Source organism: Pedococcus bigeumensis, assembly GCF_006438965.1.
In the GTDB taxonomy this organism is placed as follows: domain Bacteria; phylum Actinomycetota; class Actinomycetes; order Actinomycetales; family Dermatophilaceae; genus Pedococcus; species Pedococcus bigeumensis_A.
In genome coordinates this window covers 335773-352734 of sequence record NZ_RCZM01000004.1, presented here as the reverse complement: position 1 = coordinate 352734, position 16962 = coordinate 335773, and the positions used below count along the sequence as shown (strand labels likewise).

At 68.8% G+C, this 16962-nt stretch carries 17 protein-coding genes; 7 read left to right on the top strand and 10 right to left on the bottom strand.

All coding sequences use genetic code 11. From position 1 onward, the window contains the following. Window positions 1-3 precede the first annotated feature (3 nt). Window positions 4-813, bottom strand: coding sequence for an LLM class flavin-dependent oxidoreductase (locus EAH86_RS13165; protein WP_140741463.1), 810 nt, complete (start codon window positions 811-813; stop codon window positions 4-6). 210 nt (window positions 814-1023) lie between these two features. Here EAH86_RS13165 and EAH86_RS13160 point away from each other — a divergent pair, with 210 nt between their 5' ends. Then, window positions 1024-1593 (top strand): hypothetical protein, encoded by a 570-nt coding sequence (locus tag EAH86_RS13160; RefSeq protein WP_140741461.1) that lies wholly within the window; start codon window positions 1024-1026, stop codon window positions 1591-1593. 44 nt (window positions 1594-1637) lie between these two features. On the opposite strand, the gene EAH86_RS13155 is transcribed toward EAH86_RS13160, so the two are convergent. Then, window positions 1638-2363, bottom strand: a complete 726-nt coding sequence (locus EAH86_RS13155) for a phage baseplate assembly protein V (protein WP_140741458.1) — start codon at window positions 2361-2363, stop codon at window positions 1638-1640. Between the two features lie 163 nt (window positions 2364-2526). Then, window positions 2527-3399, bottom strand: coding sequence for an LLM class F420-dependent oxidoreductase (locus EAH86_RS13150; RefSeq protein WP_140741456.1), 873 nt, complete (start codon window positions 3397-3399; stop codon window positions 2527-2529). A 277-nt stretch (window positions 3400-3676) separates the two neighbouring features. Between EAH86_RS13150 and EAH86_RS13145 the strand changes: the two genes are divergently transcribed. The 4 genes from EAH86_RS13145 to EAH86_RS13130 all read left to right on the top strand — a co-directional run bounded on the left by EAH86_RS13145 (window position 3677) and on the right by EAH86_RS13130 (window position 7022). Further along, window positions 3677-4504, top strand: coding sequence for an ABC transporter substrate-binding protein (locus EAH86_RS13145; RefSeq protein WP_140741454.1), 828 nt, complete (start codon window positions 3677-3679; stop codon window positions 4502-4504). Window positions 4505-4600: 96 nt separating this feature from the next. Next, on the top strand, window positions 4601-5425 hold the full coding sequence (locus EAH86_RS13140) for an amino acid ABC transporter permease (RefSeq protein ID WP_140741451.1): 825 nt from the start codon (window positions 4601-4603) through the stop codon (window positions 5423-5425). 2 nt (window positions 5426-5427) lie between these two features. Beyond that, complete coding sequence (locus tag EAH86_RS13135) at window positions 5428-6303, top strand: amino acid ABC transporter ATP-binding protein (RefSeq protein WP_277752337.1); 876 nt, start codon at window positions 5428-5430, stop codon at window positions 6301-6303. A gap of 125 nt (window positions 6304-6428) precedes the next feature. Then, window positions 6429-7022, top strand: coding sequence for a GNAT family N-acetyltransferase (locus tag EAH86_RS13130; RefSeq protein WP_140741449.1), 594 nt, complete (start codon window positions 6429-6431; stop codon window positions 7020-7022). A gap of 164 nt (window positions 7023-7186) precedes the next feature. Here the strand turns inward: EAH86_RS13130 and EAH86_RS13125 are convergent, their stop codons facing one another. Then, the gene (locus EAH86_RS13125; protein ID WP_140741446.1) at window positions 7187-8317 is read right to left on the bottom strand and encodes a D-alanine--D-alanine ligase family protein; all 1131 of its coding nucleotides are present in this window, start codon (window positions 8315-8317) and stop codon (window positions 7187-7189) included. Window positions 8318-8391: 74 nt separating this feature from the next. On the opposite strand from EAH86_RS13125, the gene EAH86_RS13120 reads away from it, so the two are divergent. Next, complete coding sequence (locus tag EAH86_RS13120; protein WP_241668351.1) at window positions 8392-9468, top strand: trans-sulfuration enzyme family protein; 1077 nt, start codon at window positions 8392-8394, stop codon at window positions 9466-9468. Between the two features lie 80 nt (window positions 9469-9548). On the opposite strand, the gene EAH86_RS13115 is transcribed toward EAH86_RS13120, so the two are convergent. Continuing rightward, a complete protein-coding gene (locus EAH86_RS13115; RefSeq protein ID WP_140741444.1) occupies window positions 9549-10547 on the bottom strand; it encodes an NAD(P)H-dependent glycerol-3-phosphate dehydrogenase in 999 nt (332 codons plus the stop codon). Continuing rightward, window positions 10544-11305: a lysophospholipid acyltransferase family protein gene (locus tag EAH86_RS13110; protein WP_338325248.1), complete on the bottom strand. Its 762-nt coding sequence runs from the start codon at window positions 11303-11305 to the stop codon at window positions 10544-10546. The genes EAH86_RS13115 and EAH86_RS13110 overlap by 4 nt, the downstream gene beginning before the upstream one ends. 97 nt (window positions 11306-11402) lie before the next feature. Between EAH86_RS13110 and cofC the strand changes: the two genes are divergently transcribed. Continuing rightward, on the top strand, window positions 11403-12260 hold the full coding sequence (gene cofC, locus EAH86_RS13105) for a 2-phospho-L-lactate guanylyltransferase (RefSeq protein WP_140741442.1): 858 nt from the start codon (window positions 11403-11405) through the stop codon (window positions 12258-12260). 15 nt (window positions 12261-12275) lie between these two features. Here cofC and murA read toward each other — a convergent pair whose 3' ends face one another. From murA to leuC, 4 genes are all read right to left on the bottom strand, one after another. Further along, window positions 12276-13592: a UDP-N-acetylglucosamine 1-carboxyvinyltransferase gene (gene murA / locus EAH86_RS13100; protein WP_140741439.1), complete on the bottom strand. Its 1317-nt coding sequence runs from the start codon at window positions 13590-13592 to the stop codon at window positions 12276-12278. A 94-nt stretch (window positions 13593-13686) separates the two neighbouring features. Further along, on the bottom strand, window positions 13687-14439 hold the full coding sequence (locus EAH86_RS13095) for an HU family DNA-binding protein (RefSeq protein ID WP_140741437.1): 753 nt from the start codon (window positions 14437-14439) through the stop codon (window positions 13687-13689). Between the two features lie 395 nt (window positions 14440-14834). Continuing rightward, window positions 14835-15428, bottom strand: a complete 594-nt coding sequence (gene leuD, locus EAH86_RS13090; RefSeq protein WP_140741435.1) for a 3-isopropylmalate dehydratase small subunit — start codon at window positions 15426-15428, stop codon at window positions 14835-14837. Continuing rightward, window positions 15428-16858, bottom strand: coding sequence for a 3-isopropylmalate dehydratase large subunit (leuC, locus tag EAH86_RS13085; protein WP_140741432.1), 1431 nt, complete (start codon window positions 16856-16858; stop codon window positions 15428-15430). Before leuC ends, leuD begins: the two co-directional genes overlap by 1 nt. Window positions 16859-16962 lie beyond the last annotated feature (104 nt).

Below are 16962 nucleotides of genomic sequence, written 5' to 3'. Positions count from 1 at the left end.
CGTTTATCGGCCAGCCAGCTCGGCGACCGCCGGGGCCATTGCCTCGGCGAAGTCCGCGCCAAAGACGAAGTAGGAGTATCCGATCTCCTCGCGCCGTCGCTGGATCTCCTCCATGGCGGCTCCTGGATCGTCGGGAAGGATCGCCAGCGAGTCGGCTTCCCGCATCGCAGCCGGATGGGTGTCCTTTGCCGATGCCATGAACGGCGCGACGGCGTCGCCGATCACCGAGACGTGGACCGCGAGCTCGACGTCCCGCGCGGCCAGGACGTCCCTTGCGAGGTCGGCGACGTCTGCGCGGGTATCAGTCTCGACCAAGGCGAAGGTGACCGTGTCGGCGACCTCGAGGGCCAGGGCCCTGGCCTTCGGCCCGCGAACGGCCATGGCCACTGGTGTGTGCACATCGGGACCGTCCAGGTCTCGCAGCGTCGCCACGGTCTCACGCACCTGGGCCAGCCGCTCTTTTGCTGGTACCACTGCGATCCCGCGGTCGCGGAGCTCGTCCTCGATCCCTGGCCGGCCGGTGCCGATGCCCATCTCGAAGCGTCCCTCAGTCAGCATCGACAGGGAGTGCGCCTCCCATGCGGTGCTCCAAGATGGCCGTAGTGGGGACGCGTAGACCCAGGTGCCGACGCGCAGGTCCGTCTGGGCGGCTGCAAAGGCGAGGGTGGGCGCGGGCGCTGGCTGCCACTGCGGTACGTCGGGCATCAGCAGCGTCGAATAGCCGAGGTCGGCGATCCGGCGCACCTTGTCCCGCCACGTCGGCATGTCGGTCAGCACAGGGGCAACCACTCCGAATCGAAACGGTCTGGTCATGTCTGGACTCCTCTTTCGTGGGCACGATGCCTGCCGCTGTTGAGCAGCTTCACGCGTTTCGGTCTCTGCACACACAACGAGCGAGCTGACCCGGTTTCGACAGTGCGGACCCAGCTCCGGTCGTCCAGCGATCTTGGCCTCCGGTGCTCTGGCATGCCCGTCTTGCGGTCCGGGTACGCCAAGCCCTCTCGAACATGGATGATGGCAGTCGTGCCTGACTCAGCCAGCGTGGTCATCCATGCGGCCCCTGCTCGCGTACAGCGGTGGCTGGCCAGACTCCTGTCCCCGCTCATCACCTTGACCGGCGCGGCGATCATCTGGGCCGCATGGGGGTTGGCCCCGTGGTACGTCTACGCGCTGGGTGTCGCCGTGATGGTTTTCGGTGTGTGGCTGCAGGCTCTCGTCGAGATGTCCGGGGGCCAAGCCCTGATCGTGGGTGTCGACCGGTCCATCCAGATCCACAGCCCTGGGCTCCTTGCTCATGATGGGCGTGTGGATCGTCAGGACATCGTCTCGGTCACCTATGCGGAAGCTGCCCTCAACCCACCACTCGGGGAGAGGCTCTTCAGCGTGCTCGGCAGTGGTGGCTACCTCCGGATCGAGCTGCGAGAGCCGCGCGTCCTTCCCGGGGCGTGGTGGACCAACTACCTGTGGTGCCTACGGGCCGAGTCCGACCCCAGCCACATCGCTCCACCGCTTCCCCACACAAAGACCGCCGTTGTCGACTTCCACTCCTCGAAAGGCTCCGCGGCCGCTGCCCTCCAGCTCTTCGCGGCATGACCGCCCCAGGGCCCTTGGCGCGCGCCCGTCGGGGCACTCCGGTTTCAATCGGTGAAGCGCCGACCCAGCCAGATCGGTCGTGTCGGGTCGCACGACTCGAGGGCGACCCAGACGCCGTCGCCCATGGAGGGGACCCCGGGAGTGCCCGGTACGGGCAGGCACGCCTTGGCCCACACCGTGTCGTGCCCGCTGACTTCTGGAACCCGAACGAGCAGACGCCGCTGACCGAGCGGGTCCGTGTTGTCGACCACCTCAGCCGCGTAGACCCCGCACGTCCGACGGGATGGCTCCTCGCTCTCATCGGTGTCGATGACCACCCGGCCTTGCTGCAGGAGCACCGACGCGTAACCGCCACCCTGCCGGTAGCGAACCGCGATCGAGCTCTCGGCTGGCGGTCTCTGACCATGCACGCCGTCTCCGAACTCGATGACGCTCGCACCGTCATCGCGTCGGCTGACGACGTAGTGACGGTCCTCCGCGCCCGAGTCGGCGAGGTCGATGACCTGACGCCACGGCTGTCCGTCGACCTCGAGCTCGAAGCCGTGTCGACGACCTGACGACCCATGTCGACGTCCGGTGCCCAGGTACGCCTCGGCCGCGATCTCGTCGGAGTGGCGGCTGAGAAGCTCGGCGACGAAGGCGAACAGCTCCAGCAGCGCCACCCCCGGATCGCTGTCGTCCGTGTCCGTCCAGTCCCTCAGCTTGGTGCGGGCGCGGTGGACCAGATCCTCGAGGTGAGGCTGGTCAGTCGGACCACGATCCTCGCTCATTGGCTCACGTGCCTGGTCATGCACGCCAGTATCCGCGCCTCCCCCACTTCCAGCCACGGCAAGGACGGGCGGAGCGTATGCCGTGTGTTCACCCCACGGCCCGCAGCTCGCCGGGGCGGTCGTGCGAATCAGCCGACCGCCCCGGCCCATCCCTGAGCTGCGCCTACAGGTCGGCGACGGCCGGGATCACCCGCTCGGCCATCAGCTCCAGCGTGCCGGGCTGACTGACGTTGGCGAGGGCGCCGTGGGCCACCTGGATACCCAGGCCGGCGAGCTCGTGCAGGTGCTCGATCGTCTGCTCGACCCGCTCGCCGTTCGGGCCGAGGTCGAACCGCAGCTGAGCCGTTTTCTCGATCTCGTCGTAGTCGCGGTCAAGCCGTGCGCAGTGCTCACGCAGCACGTCCAGCTTGTGCGGCAGCTCGGGGGTGTCGAAGATGTTGCACGCGTCGGCGTACTGGGCCACCAGGCGCAGCGTCTTCCGCTCGCCGGCGCCACCGATGAGGATCGGGGGGTGCGGGCGGCCCAGAGACTGAGGGGAGTTCAGCGTCCGCGCCAGCTGGTAGTGCTTGCCCTCGTACGGTCCCTGATCGTCGCTCCACATCTGCAGGCAGATCTGCAGGGCCTCCTCGAGCCGCTCGAACCGTTCCGCCGTGGACGGGAAGAACAGTCCCAGCCCTTGGGACTCCTCCTCGTTCCAGGCAGCGCCGATGCCGAGCATCGCCCGACCTCCGGAGAGGATGTCCAGGGTGGTGACGGCCTTGGCCAGCAGCCCGGGGTCCCGATACACCACGGCCGTCACGACGGTGAGCAGCTTGACCCGTTCCGTCTTCGCCGCGAGGAACCCGAGCGTCGTGTACGCCTCGAGCATCTCGTGCTCTGGCGGACCCAGGTGCGCGATCTGCCAGACGTGGTCCATCACGCTGACACGGTCGTAACCCGCCTGCTCAGCGCGCGCCGCCACGTCACCGAGCTTGTCGCGCAAGGCGACCGGCCCGCCGTCCCAGGTGAAGTCCGAGATGTGCAGTCCAAGCTTCATGCCACTCCCTCAGTTCGCGTCGTCCGCTGGATCGGCGGGTTCGTCTCCGCCACCCACCCATTCAACGCTCACGACGGCATACCGTCGCGCCAGCGCCCGAACACCGCCCGAACACCGCCCGCACCGCCTGCACCGCCCCAGACTCAGACACCACATGCACAGGTCACGATTCGGGGGCCGCATTCACGCGAGGCGGTGTATGCGGCCCACCGCTGGGTAGGGTCAGCGACAGTCAGTCGTGGGTCGACCACGTCCACTACCGCCAAGGAGTACCCCGGTGACTACCTCACTCACTCGCCGCGTCAGCGCCCTCGCTGCCGCCGCGCTCGTTTCCACTTTGGCCCTCGCCGCCTGCGGTTCCGGTGACGGGGACACCCCCGCAGCCACGAACTCCAGTGGCGTCACGCTGATCACGCAAGGCAAGCTCAAGGCCTGCACCCACCTGTCCTACAAGCCGTTCGAGTTCAAGGACGGCTCCAAGGTCGTCGGCTTCGACGTCGATCTCATGGACCTCGTCGCCAAGAAGCTCGGCGTCGAGCAGGAGGTCGTCGACATCGAGTTCGCGACGATCACGTCGGGGGCGGCCTTCGCGGCCAAGAAGTGCGACGCCGGCTTCGGCGCGACGACGATCAACGACAAGCGCAAGCAGGCCATCAACTTCTCGGACCCGTACTTCGACTCCACTGCGGCGCTCATCACCAAGAAGGACTCGGGCGTCACCGACCTCGCCAGCCTCAAGGGCAAGAAGGTCGGCGTCCAGACCGACACCACCGGTCAGGAGTTCGCCGAGAAGGAGAAGGCCGCCAACGGCTTCACCCCGGTCGTCTTCGATGACCTGCCGACGCAGCTCGCGGGCGTGCTCGCCGGTCGCGTGGACGCAGCGATCAACGACAACGGCCCCCTGCTCGACTACGTGAAGGACAACCCGACGACCGCGGTCGTCAAGGAGTTCGACACGGGCGAGCAGTACGGCCTGATGTTCAAGAAGGACGCCAACGGTCAGAAGCTCACGGACCTGACCAACGAGGTCCTCAAGGCCGCGGTCGCCGACGGCACCTACAACACGATCTACAAGAAGTGGTTCGGAGTCGACGCCCCGAAGTGACCCTTCCGCATCGTTCGGGGGCGGCGGTACGGTTTCGACCGGCCCGCCGCCCCTCGGCGTTGTGGCCCATGACCCCGTAGGTCGGCAGGAGAACTGATGAGCGCCACCACCGCTGAAGCGCCAACGAAGAAGAAGTTGTCCCCACGCAAGCGCGCCCAACGGATCAGGTGGGCGCAGTACACCGCGCTCATCCTCGTCGCTCTGGCCATCGCTCTGACCGCGAACTGGCCGCAGATTCAAAAGCAGTTCTTCAACCCGGAGCTCGTCAAGACCACCCTGACCGAAGGTGTGGGATCTGCCCTCAAGAACACGGTCATCTACACCGCGGGCGCTTTCGTCATTGGCCTTCTGCTCGGCACAGTGCTGGCCCTCATGCGTCTGTCGTCGGTGGCCCCGTACCGGTGGATCGCCACCGTCTGGATCGAGTTCTTCCGAGGTTTGCCGGCGATCATCGTCTTCATCGCGTTCGGCCTCATGTCGCTGGCCTTCGAGGGTTTCGTCATTCCGTACGACCCCTATGGAACGGTGTGGGTCGCCCTGGGCCTCGTCGCCTCCGCCTACATGGCTGAGACGATCCGAGCGGGCATCCAAGCTGTGCCGCCCGGGCAGATCGAGGCTGCTCGTTCGCTCGGTATGCCGTCCGGCGTCGCCACTCGAAAGATCGTCCTGCCGCAGGCCTTCCGGGTCATCACTCCCCCGCTGACGAACGAACTCATCCTCCTCGTCAAGGACTCCTCGCTCGTCTACGTCCTGGGGCTCTCGGCCTCGGGCTACGAGCTGACCAAGTACGGGCGGCAGCTCTCCAGCGACAATGCCAGCCTGACACCCCTCGTGGTGGCCGGCTTCTGCTACCTGATCATCACCCTCCCGCTCTCCATCATCGTGCGCCGCATGGAAGCCCGACAGAAGAAGGAGCGCTGAGCATGACCGCGCCCACCACGGCCGCCCCCATCGTCGAGGTCACCGACCTCCACAAGTCGTTCGGCGCCAACCACGTCCTGCGCGGGCTCAACGCCACCATCCGCCAGGGCGAGGTTGTCTGTGTCATCGGTCCATCAGGTTCCGGCAAATCGACCTTCCTGCGCTGCATCAACCTCCTCGAGGAGCCCACGAGCGGCTCGATCAAGGTGGGCGGTGACGAGGTCAACGACCCCGACTGCGACATCGACGCCATCCGCCGCAACATGGGCATGGTCTTCCAGCAGTTCAACCTCTTCCCGCACCTGTCGGTCCTCGAGAACTGCACCGTCGCCCAGACCACGGTGCTCAAGAGAAGCAAGGACGAGGCGCAGGCCAAGGCCCGCGAGAACCTCGAGAAGGTCGGCCTCTCCGAGAAGGAGGACGCCTACCCGGCCCAGCTCTCCGGCGGTCAGCAGCAGCGCGTCGCCATCGCCCGAGCGCTGTCGATGGACCCCAAGCTCATGCTGTTCGACGAGCCGACATCCGCGCTGGACCCCGAGCTGGTGGGTGACGTCCTCTCAGTCATGCGCCGGCTCGCCAGCGAGGGAATGACGATGTTCGTCGTGACCCACGAGATGGCCTTTGCGCGCGACGTCGCCGATCGCGTGATCTTCATGGACGGCGGCGTCATCGTCGAGGAGGGCGCCCCCGAGCAGGTCATCGGAGAGCCCACCGAGGAGCGGACCAAGGTCTTCCTGCAACGCGTGCTCGACCCGACGCACGTCGAAGCGGGGGCCGAGGACGCGGCATACGCCAAGCGTCACGTCGGCGACGTGGCAGGCGACAACGCCGTGGCGCACCACCCAGGGACACACGGTCGCAACAGCGGCGGCGGCTGATGGAGCACTCAGCGACAACCCCGCCAACGTGACTCGAGCATTCGCTCAGAGGCAGATCCGATAGCCCTGGAGTCGCCGCTGTCGCCGCGTCGCTACCAGCGCCCATCCGCCACTAGTCTCGTGGTGTGCCTGAGTTCAGCTGGCGACCGGCCAACGAGGCGACAAGCCAAGACGTCGACGCCGTGTTCGACGCCGGCGGCGCCCGCAAATGCCGCTGCCAGGCGCTCAAGGTCCCGGGCTGGATCTGGCGCGACACGACACAGGAGGAGCGCGACGCCGCGCTCCTGGAGCAGGCCGGCTGCGGCACACGCGGGCCCACGTCCGGCCTCGTCGGGTACGTCGATGAGCAGCCGGTCGGCTGGGTCGCGGTCGAGCCCCGGGTGAACTACCCGAGGATCTGGGCCCGGCAGAAGTCGTGGATGCGGATGGACCCCGACCTCGATGGCGTCTGGTCGGTCACCTGCTTCGTCGTGCGTAAGGGCTTCCGCCGACAGGGACTGATGTACGAGCTCGCCGCCGCCACCGTCGAGTACGGGAGGCAGGTCGGTGCTCGCGTCCTGGAGGGCTACCCCACCGAGGCGCCCCCGGGGAAGACCGTGATCTGGGACGAGGCGTCGGTCGGCCTGCTCCAGGTCTTCCTCGACGCCGGCTACGAGGTCGAGGCATCGCCCACCCTGCGCCGCAGGGTGGTGCGTCACCGACTCGGCGCATCATCGTGACGGTCCGTTGCGCACACCTGGGTCGGCTCGTGACCCGAGAACGCAGGGAATCGACGGGCTTGCTCTCGTTCGAGCCTGATCACGGGTGTCGAGGTTGCAAAGGTCTGGCTTTAAGTCGAATCGCTCGGGTATGCGGTGGCGGGACGCCGCCCCGCGCCGTCGACTCAGCGCAGGCCGACGGGGCGGGTCAGGGCGAGCTGGATGAGCTCGTCGATCAGCTGCGGGTAGGGCAGCCCGGTTGCCTCCCACATCTGGGGATACATCGAGTGCGGCGTGAAGCCCGGCATCGTGTTGATCTCGTTGATGATGACCTCGCCGGTGTCGGTGTAGAAACAGTCGACCCGCGCCAGTCCCTCGCAGCCGAGCGCCTCGAACGCCGCACCAGCGAGCCGCTGCACCTCGGCTGACACCGTGTCAGGGACGTTGGCCGGGCACGAGAGGACAGCGCCGTCGTCGAGGTACTTTGCCTCGAAGTCGTAGAACTCGTGACCGCCGTCGGCCGTCACCTCGATCTCGCCGACGTGCGACACCCGCGGCCCGTCGGTCCGCCGCCCCTGCAGCACCGCGCACTCGATCTCGCGCCCGACGATGCCCTGCTCGACGATGACCTTGCGGTCGTGCTCGCGCGCCATCTCGATGGCGCCCTCGAGGGCCTCGGGGGTCGAGACCTTCGAGATCCCCATGCTCGACCCGGCACGCGCCGGCTTGACGAACACCGGGTAGTCCAGCGCCCCGACCGCGTCCATCGCCGCCGCCTTGTCGCGTTGCCACTGGGAGTCGGTGATCACGGCATACGGACCGACGGGGAGCCCGGCACCCGCGAACAGGACCTTCATGTAGTGCTTGTCCATTCCCGCGGCGGACGCGAAGACACCCGACCCGACGTAGCGGATGTCGGCCATCTCGAACATGCCCTGGATGGTGCCGTCCTCGCCAAAAGGCCCGTGCAGCAACGGGAAGACGACGTCGACCTCACCCAGGCTTCGGGGGATCTCCTGTGGCTCCAGCGTCGTGAGCGTGCGGTCGGTCGTCGCCAGTGGCACGACCACTCCCGCACCGTCCGGCGCGACCTCGGGAGTGCGGTCGGCAGTCAGCTCGAGCAGCTGCGGGTCGCCATCGGAGAGCACCCAGTGACCGTCGCGCGAGATGCCGATCGGGATGACGTCGTAGGCGTCGCGGTCGATCGCGCGCATCACGCCGGCCGCCGTCGCACAGGACACGGCGTGCTCCGACGAGCGGCCACCGAAGACGATGGCGACGCGGGGCTTGTGGGGCGCGGGCTGGTCCGTAGTCATCGCCGCCGAGCGTATCCCGACCATCCGCCGGGCACCCCGCGCGGCTCGCGTGGCGGCGCCCCTACGCTGACCGGGTGAGCCACGACGACCTGTCCCCCGCCTCCCGAGTGGTCGCCCTGGGACGCCAGCCCCGTATGCCGGGTGCCGGCGTCAACGCGCCCCTCGAGTTCACGTCGACCTATATCGCGGACGGGCCGGTCAACTATGCGCGCGTCGGCAACCCGACCTGGTCGGCGTTCGAGGAGGCCCTCGGTGGGCTGGAGGGTGGCGACGCCCTCGTCTTCAGCTCCGGCATGGCCGCGGTCTCCGCTGCTCTCTCCCTCGTCCCGCTCGGCGGTGCCGTGGTCGTCCCGTCGCACGCCTACAACGGCACGACGTCGTTGCTGGACCAGCTCGCCGCCACCGGTGCCGCCGTGGTCCGCCGGGTCGACCCCACCGACCAGGACGCGGTCCGCACCGCGCTGGACGGCGCTGCCCTGCTGTGGATCGAGTCCCCCACCAACCCCATGCTCGAGGTCTCGGACATCCCCGCGCTCGTCGCGATGGCGCGCGAGTGCGGCGCCCTGACGGTCTGTGACAACACGTTCGCCACCCCGCTGGTGCAGCAGCCGCTCGCGGACGGAGTCGACGTGGTGCTGCACTCGGTCACCAAGTACCTCTCCGGCCACTCCGACGTCATCCTCGGCGCGCTGGTCACCCCGTCCACCGACGCCGGCCGCGAGTTGCACGCCCGCTTGTCGACGGCCCGGCTGCTGGGTGGCGCGATCGCCGGACCGATGGAGACCTGGCTCGCCCTGCGCGGCCTGCGCACCCTCCACGTCCGGCTGGAGCGGGCCACTGGCAACGCCCGAGAGCTCGCCGCCCGGCTGGAAGGCCACCCGGCGGTGACCCGGACACGCTATCCCGGGTTCGGCGCGATCATCGCCATCGAGGTGGAGGGCGGACCCGACGCGGCCGAACGCGTCGCCACGGCGACAACCCTCTGGACCCACGCCACCAGCCTCGGCGGCGTGGAGTCCCAGATCGAGCGACGTCGTCGCTACCCCGCAGAGCCCGAGACCGTCCCCGAGGCCCTGCTGCGGCTGTCGGTCGGGATCGAGGACGTCGAGGACCTCTGGCGCGACCTCGACCGCGCGCTGACAGGCCGGTGAGGACCCGAGCGACGAAGGAGTGAGGCCCGGAGCCGGTCGCGGAAGCGTCCGCGAAGGCCCGCGCGCTTGGCAGCTGACAGCTAGTCGGTCTCGTTCTTGAGGGCCCGCATCATCAGGGCTCCGACGACGTCCTCGGCACGTCGGCCGTCATGGACCACGGCGGCGACCTGCTCGATGATCGGCACTCGCACGTCGTGCTTGTGAGCCAGCTGGAGGATCGACTGGCAGGACTTCACGCCCTCTGCCGTCTGCTTGCTGACCGCGACGACCTCCTCCAGGCTCATGCCCTTGCCGAGGTTGACGCCGAAGGTGTGGTTGCGCGACAGCGGCGACATGCAGGTGGCGATGAGGTCGCCCACGCCAGCCAGTCCCGCGAACGTCATGACATCCGCGCCGAGCGCCATGCCGAGCCGGGTCGTCTCGGCGAGCCCGCGGGTGATGATCGAGGCCTTGGAGTTGTCCCCCATCCCCAGGCCCTCGGCCATGCCGACGGCCAGGGCGATGACGTTCTTCACGGCGCCGCTGATCTCGGTGCCGACGACGTCGGTGTTCGTGTAGGGCCGGAAGTAGGGCGGGTTCGACGCGGCCGCCACCATCTCGGCGACCGACTCGTCGATACAGGCCACCACGCTGGCAGCCGGCTGCTTCTTGGCGATCTCGGGTGCGAGGTTCGGTCCGGAGACGACGACGATACGCTCGTGCGCCACCCCTCCCGCCTCCGCGATGACCTCACTCATCCGCTTCGTGGTCCCGAGCTCGACGCCCTTCATGAGCGAGACCACGGCTGCGGTGTCGCCGAGGACGGCGCCCCACTCACCGAGGTTGGCGCGCAGCGTCTGCGACGGCACGGCCAGGACGATGATGTCAGCGCCGTCGGCCGCTTCGGCCGGGTCTGCGGTGGCTGACACCGACGAGGGCAGCGACAGGTTGGGCAGGTAGTCGGTGTTGCACCCGGCGTTGATCTGGTCGACCACGGCCTGGCGCCGGCCCCACATCCGCACGGTGGTGCCACCGTCGGCGAGGACCGACGCGTAGGCGGTGCCCCAGCTGCCCGTCCCGAACACTGCGGCAGTCGTCATGCGCCTTCTCCCTGCTTGCGGTGGGGGTTCCCCGTGTCGGGGAGACCGTGCTTGCGCGAGTCGAACCGCTCGGCGGGGGCGTGCTCGCCACGGATCGTCTCGAGCTCGGCCGTGATGGCCGCCATGATCCGGGCGGTCGCCTCCCGCAGGAGCGCCCCGGTCACGGGCTGGTCATAGAGGTCGCTCAGCTCGACGGGCGGACCGGCGCGGAAGTGCATCGTCTTGCGCGGCAACAGCCTGGGTCGCTTGGTGTAGGGCGCGAGGACCTCCTGCGGCCCCCACTGCGCCACCGGGATGACCGGGCACTTCGTCGCCAGGGCGATCCGCGCGGCACCGGTCTTGCCGACCATCGGCCAGAGCTCGGGGTCGCGGGTCAGGGTGCCCTCGGGATAGACGCCCACGCACTTGCCGCTCTCGACCGCGGCCACGGCGGCGCGGAACGCGTCAGCGGCCTGACCGGTGTTGCGGTAGACCGGGATCTGCTCCGCCCCACGCAGGATCGCCCCCACGATCGGGACCCGGAAGACGCCCTCCTTGCCCAGGAAGAACGGCGGGTGGCCGGCGTCGACGAGGAAGTGCGCGAAGGACAGCGGGTCGAAGTACGAGAGGTGGTTGGGCGTGGCCACGAACCCGCCAGTCATCGGCAGGTTCTCCATGCCACGCCAGTCGCGCTTGGTGAGGACCATCAGCAACGGACGCAGGATCGCCACCGTGAACCGGTATGCGAAAGGCAGAGCTCGTGCGCCGCTGGCGGTCACGTGGTCTCCATATCGGTGGGTAGCGTGTGAGTGAGCATCCTCGCGGCTACCGGGGTCGGTGTCGAGCAACCGCGCCCGCACTGCGACGATCGTCGAGATGACCCCTACTCCCGACTGGCACCTCGTCGTCCCCGTCAAGGGTGGCGCGAGCGCCAAGTCGCGGCTGCACCCCCCGACGGGCGTGGGCCGTGAGGCGCTGGCGCTGGCCCTGGCCACCGACTGCCTCACCGCCTGCTGCGCGGGTATGCCGCCTGCTCGGGTCCTCGTCGTCACCTCCGACGAGCGGGTGGCACAGATGGCGCGGGGCTTGGACGCACGCGTCGTCGCCGATCCCGGCGCGGGGCTCAATGCGGCCGTCCGAGCCGGCCGGGACGCGGCGCTTGCTGACGGACCGAGCCTCCCTGTGGCGGCTCTGCTGGGCGACCTCCCCGCGCTGCGCGCGGAGGACCTGACGGCGGCACTGGGCGCAGCGGCGGCATATCCGCTGGCGGTGGTGCCCGACGCGGCCGGGGAGGGCACCGTGCTCCTCACCGCCTTGACCGGCGCGGAGCTGGTGCCGTCGTTCGGGGCGGGTTCGGCGGCGCGGCACGAGGCCGCCGGACACCAGCGGCTCGAGCTCGAGCTGCCGCGGCTGCGGACCGACGTCGACGACGACGCCGACCTGCAGGACGTGCTGGCGCTGGGTGTCGGCGCGGCCACACGGCGCGCGCTCGAGCAGTCGGCGACTACGCTGCCGCCCATGCAGGGCAGCGTGCACAGCTTCGACGAGACCACCGGCGCGGGCTCCGCCCTGCTCGACGACGGACGCGAGGTGACCTTCACCCGTGAGGTGTTCGCGGCCAGCGCGCTGCGGCACCTGCGCGTGGGTCAGCGGCTTAGCCTGGACCTCACCGGCGAGCGAGAGGTCAGCAAGCTGTGGATCGTCGGCATCGGTGACGACCAGCGGATCGGCTGACGCCGGCCCGAGGGCTCAGCCGACCTCGTAGTCGGCGCCCAGCGAGTCGAGCTTCTCGGAGAACCGTTCGTAGCCGCGGTAGATCAGCTCGATGCCGTGCACCTTCGACTGGCCCTCAGCGGCGAGCGCGGCGATGAGGTAGCTGAAGCCACCACGCAGGTCGGGGACGGTGATCTCGGCGCCACGCAGCGGCGTGGGACCGGAGATGACGGCGCTGTGGCGGAAGTTGGCCCGTCCGAAGCGGCACGGCGAGCCACCCAGGCACTCCTTGTAGAGCTGGACGACCGCGCCCATCTCCCCCAGTGCCTCGGTGAAGCCAAGCCGGTTCTCGTAGACCGTCTCGTGGACGATCGACAGGCCGCTCGTCTGGGTCAGGGCGACGACCAGCGGCTGCTGCCAGTCGGTCATGAACCCCGGGTGGACGTCGGTCTCCATGACGAGGGAGTTGAGGGTGCCGCCACCGTGCCAGAAGCGGATGCCCTCGTCGTCGATGTCGAAGTCGCCACCGATCTTCCGGAAGACGTTGAGGAACGGCATCATCGCCTGCTGCTGCGCGCCGCGGACGTAGATGTCGCCCTTGGTCGCCAGGGCCGCGCAGGCCCACGAGCCGGCCTCGATGCGGTCCGGGATGGCCAGGTGGTCGTAGCCCCCGAGGCGGTCGACGCCGTCGATCTTGATGACGCGGTCGGTCTCGACGCTGATGATCGCGCCCATCTTCTGCAGAACGGCAATGAGGTCGAGGATCTCGGGCTCGACCGCGGCGTTGCGCAGCTCGGTGACACCCTGGGCGCGGACCGCGGTCAGCAGCACCTGCTCGGTGGTGCCCACCGAGGGGTAGGGCAGCTTGATGCGGGTGCCCTTGAGGCCGTTGGGGGCGGTCAGGCGCAGTCCCTCCGGACGCTTCTGGACGTCGGCTCCGAACTGACGAAGCACGTCGAGGTGGTAGTTGATCGGTCGCTCACCGATGCGACAGCCACCGAGGTCGGGGATGAACGCCTCGCCCAGGCGGTGCAGCAGCGGACCGCACAGGAGCACCGGCACACGCGAAGAGCCGGCGTGGGCGTCGATGTCCGCCACGTGGGCCTGCTCGACGTTGGTGGGGTCGAGCAGCAGCTCGCCGTCGCGGTCGGTCGAGTCGATCTTGACGCCGTGCAGCTCCAGCAGCCCCGAGACGATCTTGACGTCGGAGATCTCCGGAACGCCCCGGAGTCGGCATGGCCCCTCAGCGAGCAGCGCAGCGACCATGGCTTTGGAGACCAGGTTCTTGGCACCCCTGACCTCTAGGTCTCCGACGAGCGGGACGCCGCCATTCACGGTGAGGATGTTTGCCATGGCGCAAGCATCCCGCACGCCGACAGAGGCCGACACCCCGAGGGGGTGCCGGCCTCTGTCGTTGGGGCTGGTGGTGCTGGTGTCCCTGGAGGGACTAGGCCTTCTTGGCCGCGCGCTTGGTCGCAGCCTTCTTGGCCGGAGCCGCCTTCTTCGCGGGGGCGGCCTTCTTGGCCGGAGCGGCCTTCTTGGCCGGTGCAGCCTTCTTGGCGGGGGCGCTCTTGGTTGCCAGCGTCCTCGCGGCCGTGGTCTTCTTCGCCGTCGACGCCTTCTTGGTGGCGAGCGTCCTAGCAGCCGTCGTCTTCTTGGCGGGAGCCGCCTTCTTGGCCGGAGCGGCCTTCTTGACGACGGCCTTCTTCGCCGGTGCCGCCTTCTTCGCGGGAGCAGCCTTCTTGGCCGGGGCCGCCTTCTTGACGACCGCCTTCTTCGCCGGTGCCGCCTTCTTCGCGGGAGCAGCCTTCTTGGCGGGTGCCGCCTTCTTGGCCGGGGCAGCCTTCTTGGCACCAGCCACAGCTGCCTTCGTCGCCGTGCCGGCAGCGGCGCGTGCGCCAGCCACAGCCGCCTTGGGCAGCGAGCGCGGGTTCCTCACGACGTCCTTGAACGCGGACCCTGCACGGAACTTGGGGACCACCGTCTTCTTGATCTTCACGCTGGCGCCGGTGCGCGGGTTGCGCCCGGTGCGAGCGGCACGGGCGGCCTGCTCGAACGTTCCGAAACCGGTGATGGCAACGCTGCCGCCCTTGGCAACCTCACGGATGATCACATCCACGACTGCCGTCAGTGCGTCGCTGGCTGCCTTCCGGCTGCCCAAGCGACTCTCCAGCTCCTTGATCAGTTCTGCCTTGTTCACGTCTTCCCCTCCACAGGGTTGGTGACGCCGGACCCCTTAGCCCGACGAGGGTGAGCCGCCGAGCCAATGCCCGACTTGGGTCTGACGTTAGGGCGGTTGTGCGTGCGAGTCCACCATCCCGAGCGCCCGATCTGTTGTGTCGCAACGGATTGCGGCCCACAAACCCTCACAACCAGGGCGGCCGAAGGCGCATCGGCCGGTCAGCCGACCGAACGCCAGCCAGCCTCGACGGATCTCTGAAACCGTTGCACCTCAACGCAATTCGCCCAGCCGCACGCGCTAATGAGTCGCTGACAGGACGAAACCGGCCCCCGACGCGGTGCGTCGGAAGCCGGTTCCACAAACCCCCACATACGAATTCGGGGAAAATGCGCCGATTCGGCGCGCCGCGCGCGTCAGGCCACGGTGGTGGAGGGCTTGTATGCCGGTCGGCGACTCTCGAACTCGGTCACGTCCTGCTCGTGGCGCAGCGTCAGGCTGATGTCGTCGAGGCCCTCGAGCAGCCGCCAGCGGGTGTAGTCGTCGACCTCGAAGGGAGCCACGATGTCGCCTGCAGTGACGGTGCGGGACACCAGGTCGACGGTCACCGCGGAGCCGGGCTCGTTCTCGAGGTACTTCCAGATCAGCTCGATGTCGTCCTGGGCCAGCTGGGCGGTGAGCAGACCCTGCTTGCCGCTGTTGCCCCGGAAGATGTCGGCGAACCGCGACGACAGCACCACCCGGAAGCCGTAGTTCATCAGCGCCCAGACGGCGTGCTCGCGCGACGAGCCCGTGCCGAAGTCGGACCCGGCGACGAGCACCGACCCCGCGGCATACGACGGATTGTTGAGGATGAACGTCTCGTCCTTGCGCCACGCCGCGAACAGGCCGTCCTCGAAGCCGGTGCGCGTCACCCGCTTGAGGTAGACCGCCGGGATGATCTGGTCGGTGTCGACGTTGCTGCGCCGCAGCGGGACCCCGATGCCGGTGTGGGTCGTGAACGCGTCCATCACTTACTCCCCTCGAAAGCGCCGGCGTCGACCAGGTCGACCAGGTCGGCGGGACTGGACAGGGTGCCGCGCAGCGCGGTGGCGGCGGCGACGAGCGGGCTGACCAGGTGGGTTCGGCCGCCCTTGCCCTGTCGGCCCTCGAAGTTGCGGTTGGAGGTGGAAGCGCTGCGCTCGCCGGGGGCGAGCTGGTCGGGGTTCATGCCCAGGCACATCGAGCACCCGGCAAGACGCCACTCGGCACCGGCCGCGGTGAAGACCTTGTCCAGGCCCTCCTCCTCGGCCTGCAGGCGGACCCGGGCCGAACCCGGGACGACCAGCATCCGCACGCCGTCGGCGACCTTGTGTCCCTTGACGATGTCGGCAGCGGCGCGCAGGTCCTCGATCCGGCCGTTGGTGCAGGAGCCGACGAAGACCGTGTCGACCCGGATCTCGCGCAGCGGGGTGCCTGCGGTCAGGCCCATGTAGTCGAGCGCGTGCTGCGCGGCAGCCTTCTCGTTGTCGTCGCCCATCGTCTCGGGGTCCGGTACCGACTCACCGAGCGGCAGGCCCTGGCCCGGGTTGGTCCCCCATGTGACGAACGGCGTGAGCGTCGTGGCGTTGAGGTCCACCTCTGCGTCGAAGACCGCGTCGTCGTCGCTGCACAGGTGCTGCCAGGCTGCGACGGCCTCGTCCCAGTCGGCGCCCTGTGGCGCGTTCTCGCGACCCTTGAGGTAGTCGAAGGTGGTCTGGTCCGGCGCGATCATGCCGGCCCGGGCGCCGGCCTCGATCGACATGTTGCACACCGTCATCCGGGCTTCCATGGACAGCGCACGGATGGCGCTGCCGCGGTACTCCAGGACGTAGCCCTGCCCACCCCCGGTGCCGATCTTGGCGATGACGGCCAGGGTGATGTCCTTGGCCGTCACGCCGGGCTGCAGCTCGCCCTCGACGTTGATCGCCATGGTCTTGAACGGCTTCAGCGGCAGCGTCTGGGTGGCGAGCACGTGCTCGACCTCGGACGTGCCGATCCCGAACGCCAGCGCGCCGAACGCGCCGTGGGTGGAGGTGTGCGAGTCGCCGCACACGATGGTCATGCCCGGCTGCGACAGTCCACGCTGGGGACCGACGACGTGGACGATCCCCTGCTCGGCGTGGCCCATCGGGAACAGCCGGACACCGAACTCCTCGCAGTTGCGGCGCAAGGTGTCGACCTGGGTCTTGCTCACCAGGTCGGTGATCGGGCCCGGCGTCGTCGGGACGTTGTGGTCCTCGGTGGCCAGGGTGAGGTCGGGGCGGCGGACGGTGCGTCCGGCCAGCCGCAGGCCGTCGAACGCCTGGGGTGAGGTGACTTCATGGATCAGGTGGAGGTCGATGTAGAGCAGGTCCGGCTCGCCCTCGGCGCGCCGGACCACATGCGCATCCCAGACCTTCTCGGCCAGCGTTCCTGACACGTCTCCCACCTTCTCCTCTGAGTACCGGCTGTCCCAAATGCGGACTTCGTCATGTCCTGAGCACGAACTTCGCGACGCCGTCTCGTGAGCACGGCGCTGTGCTG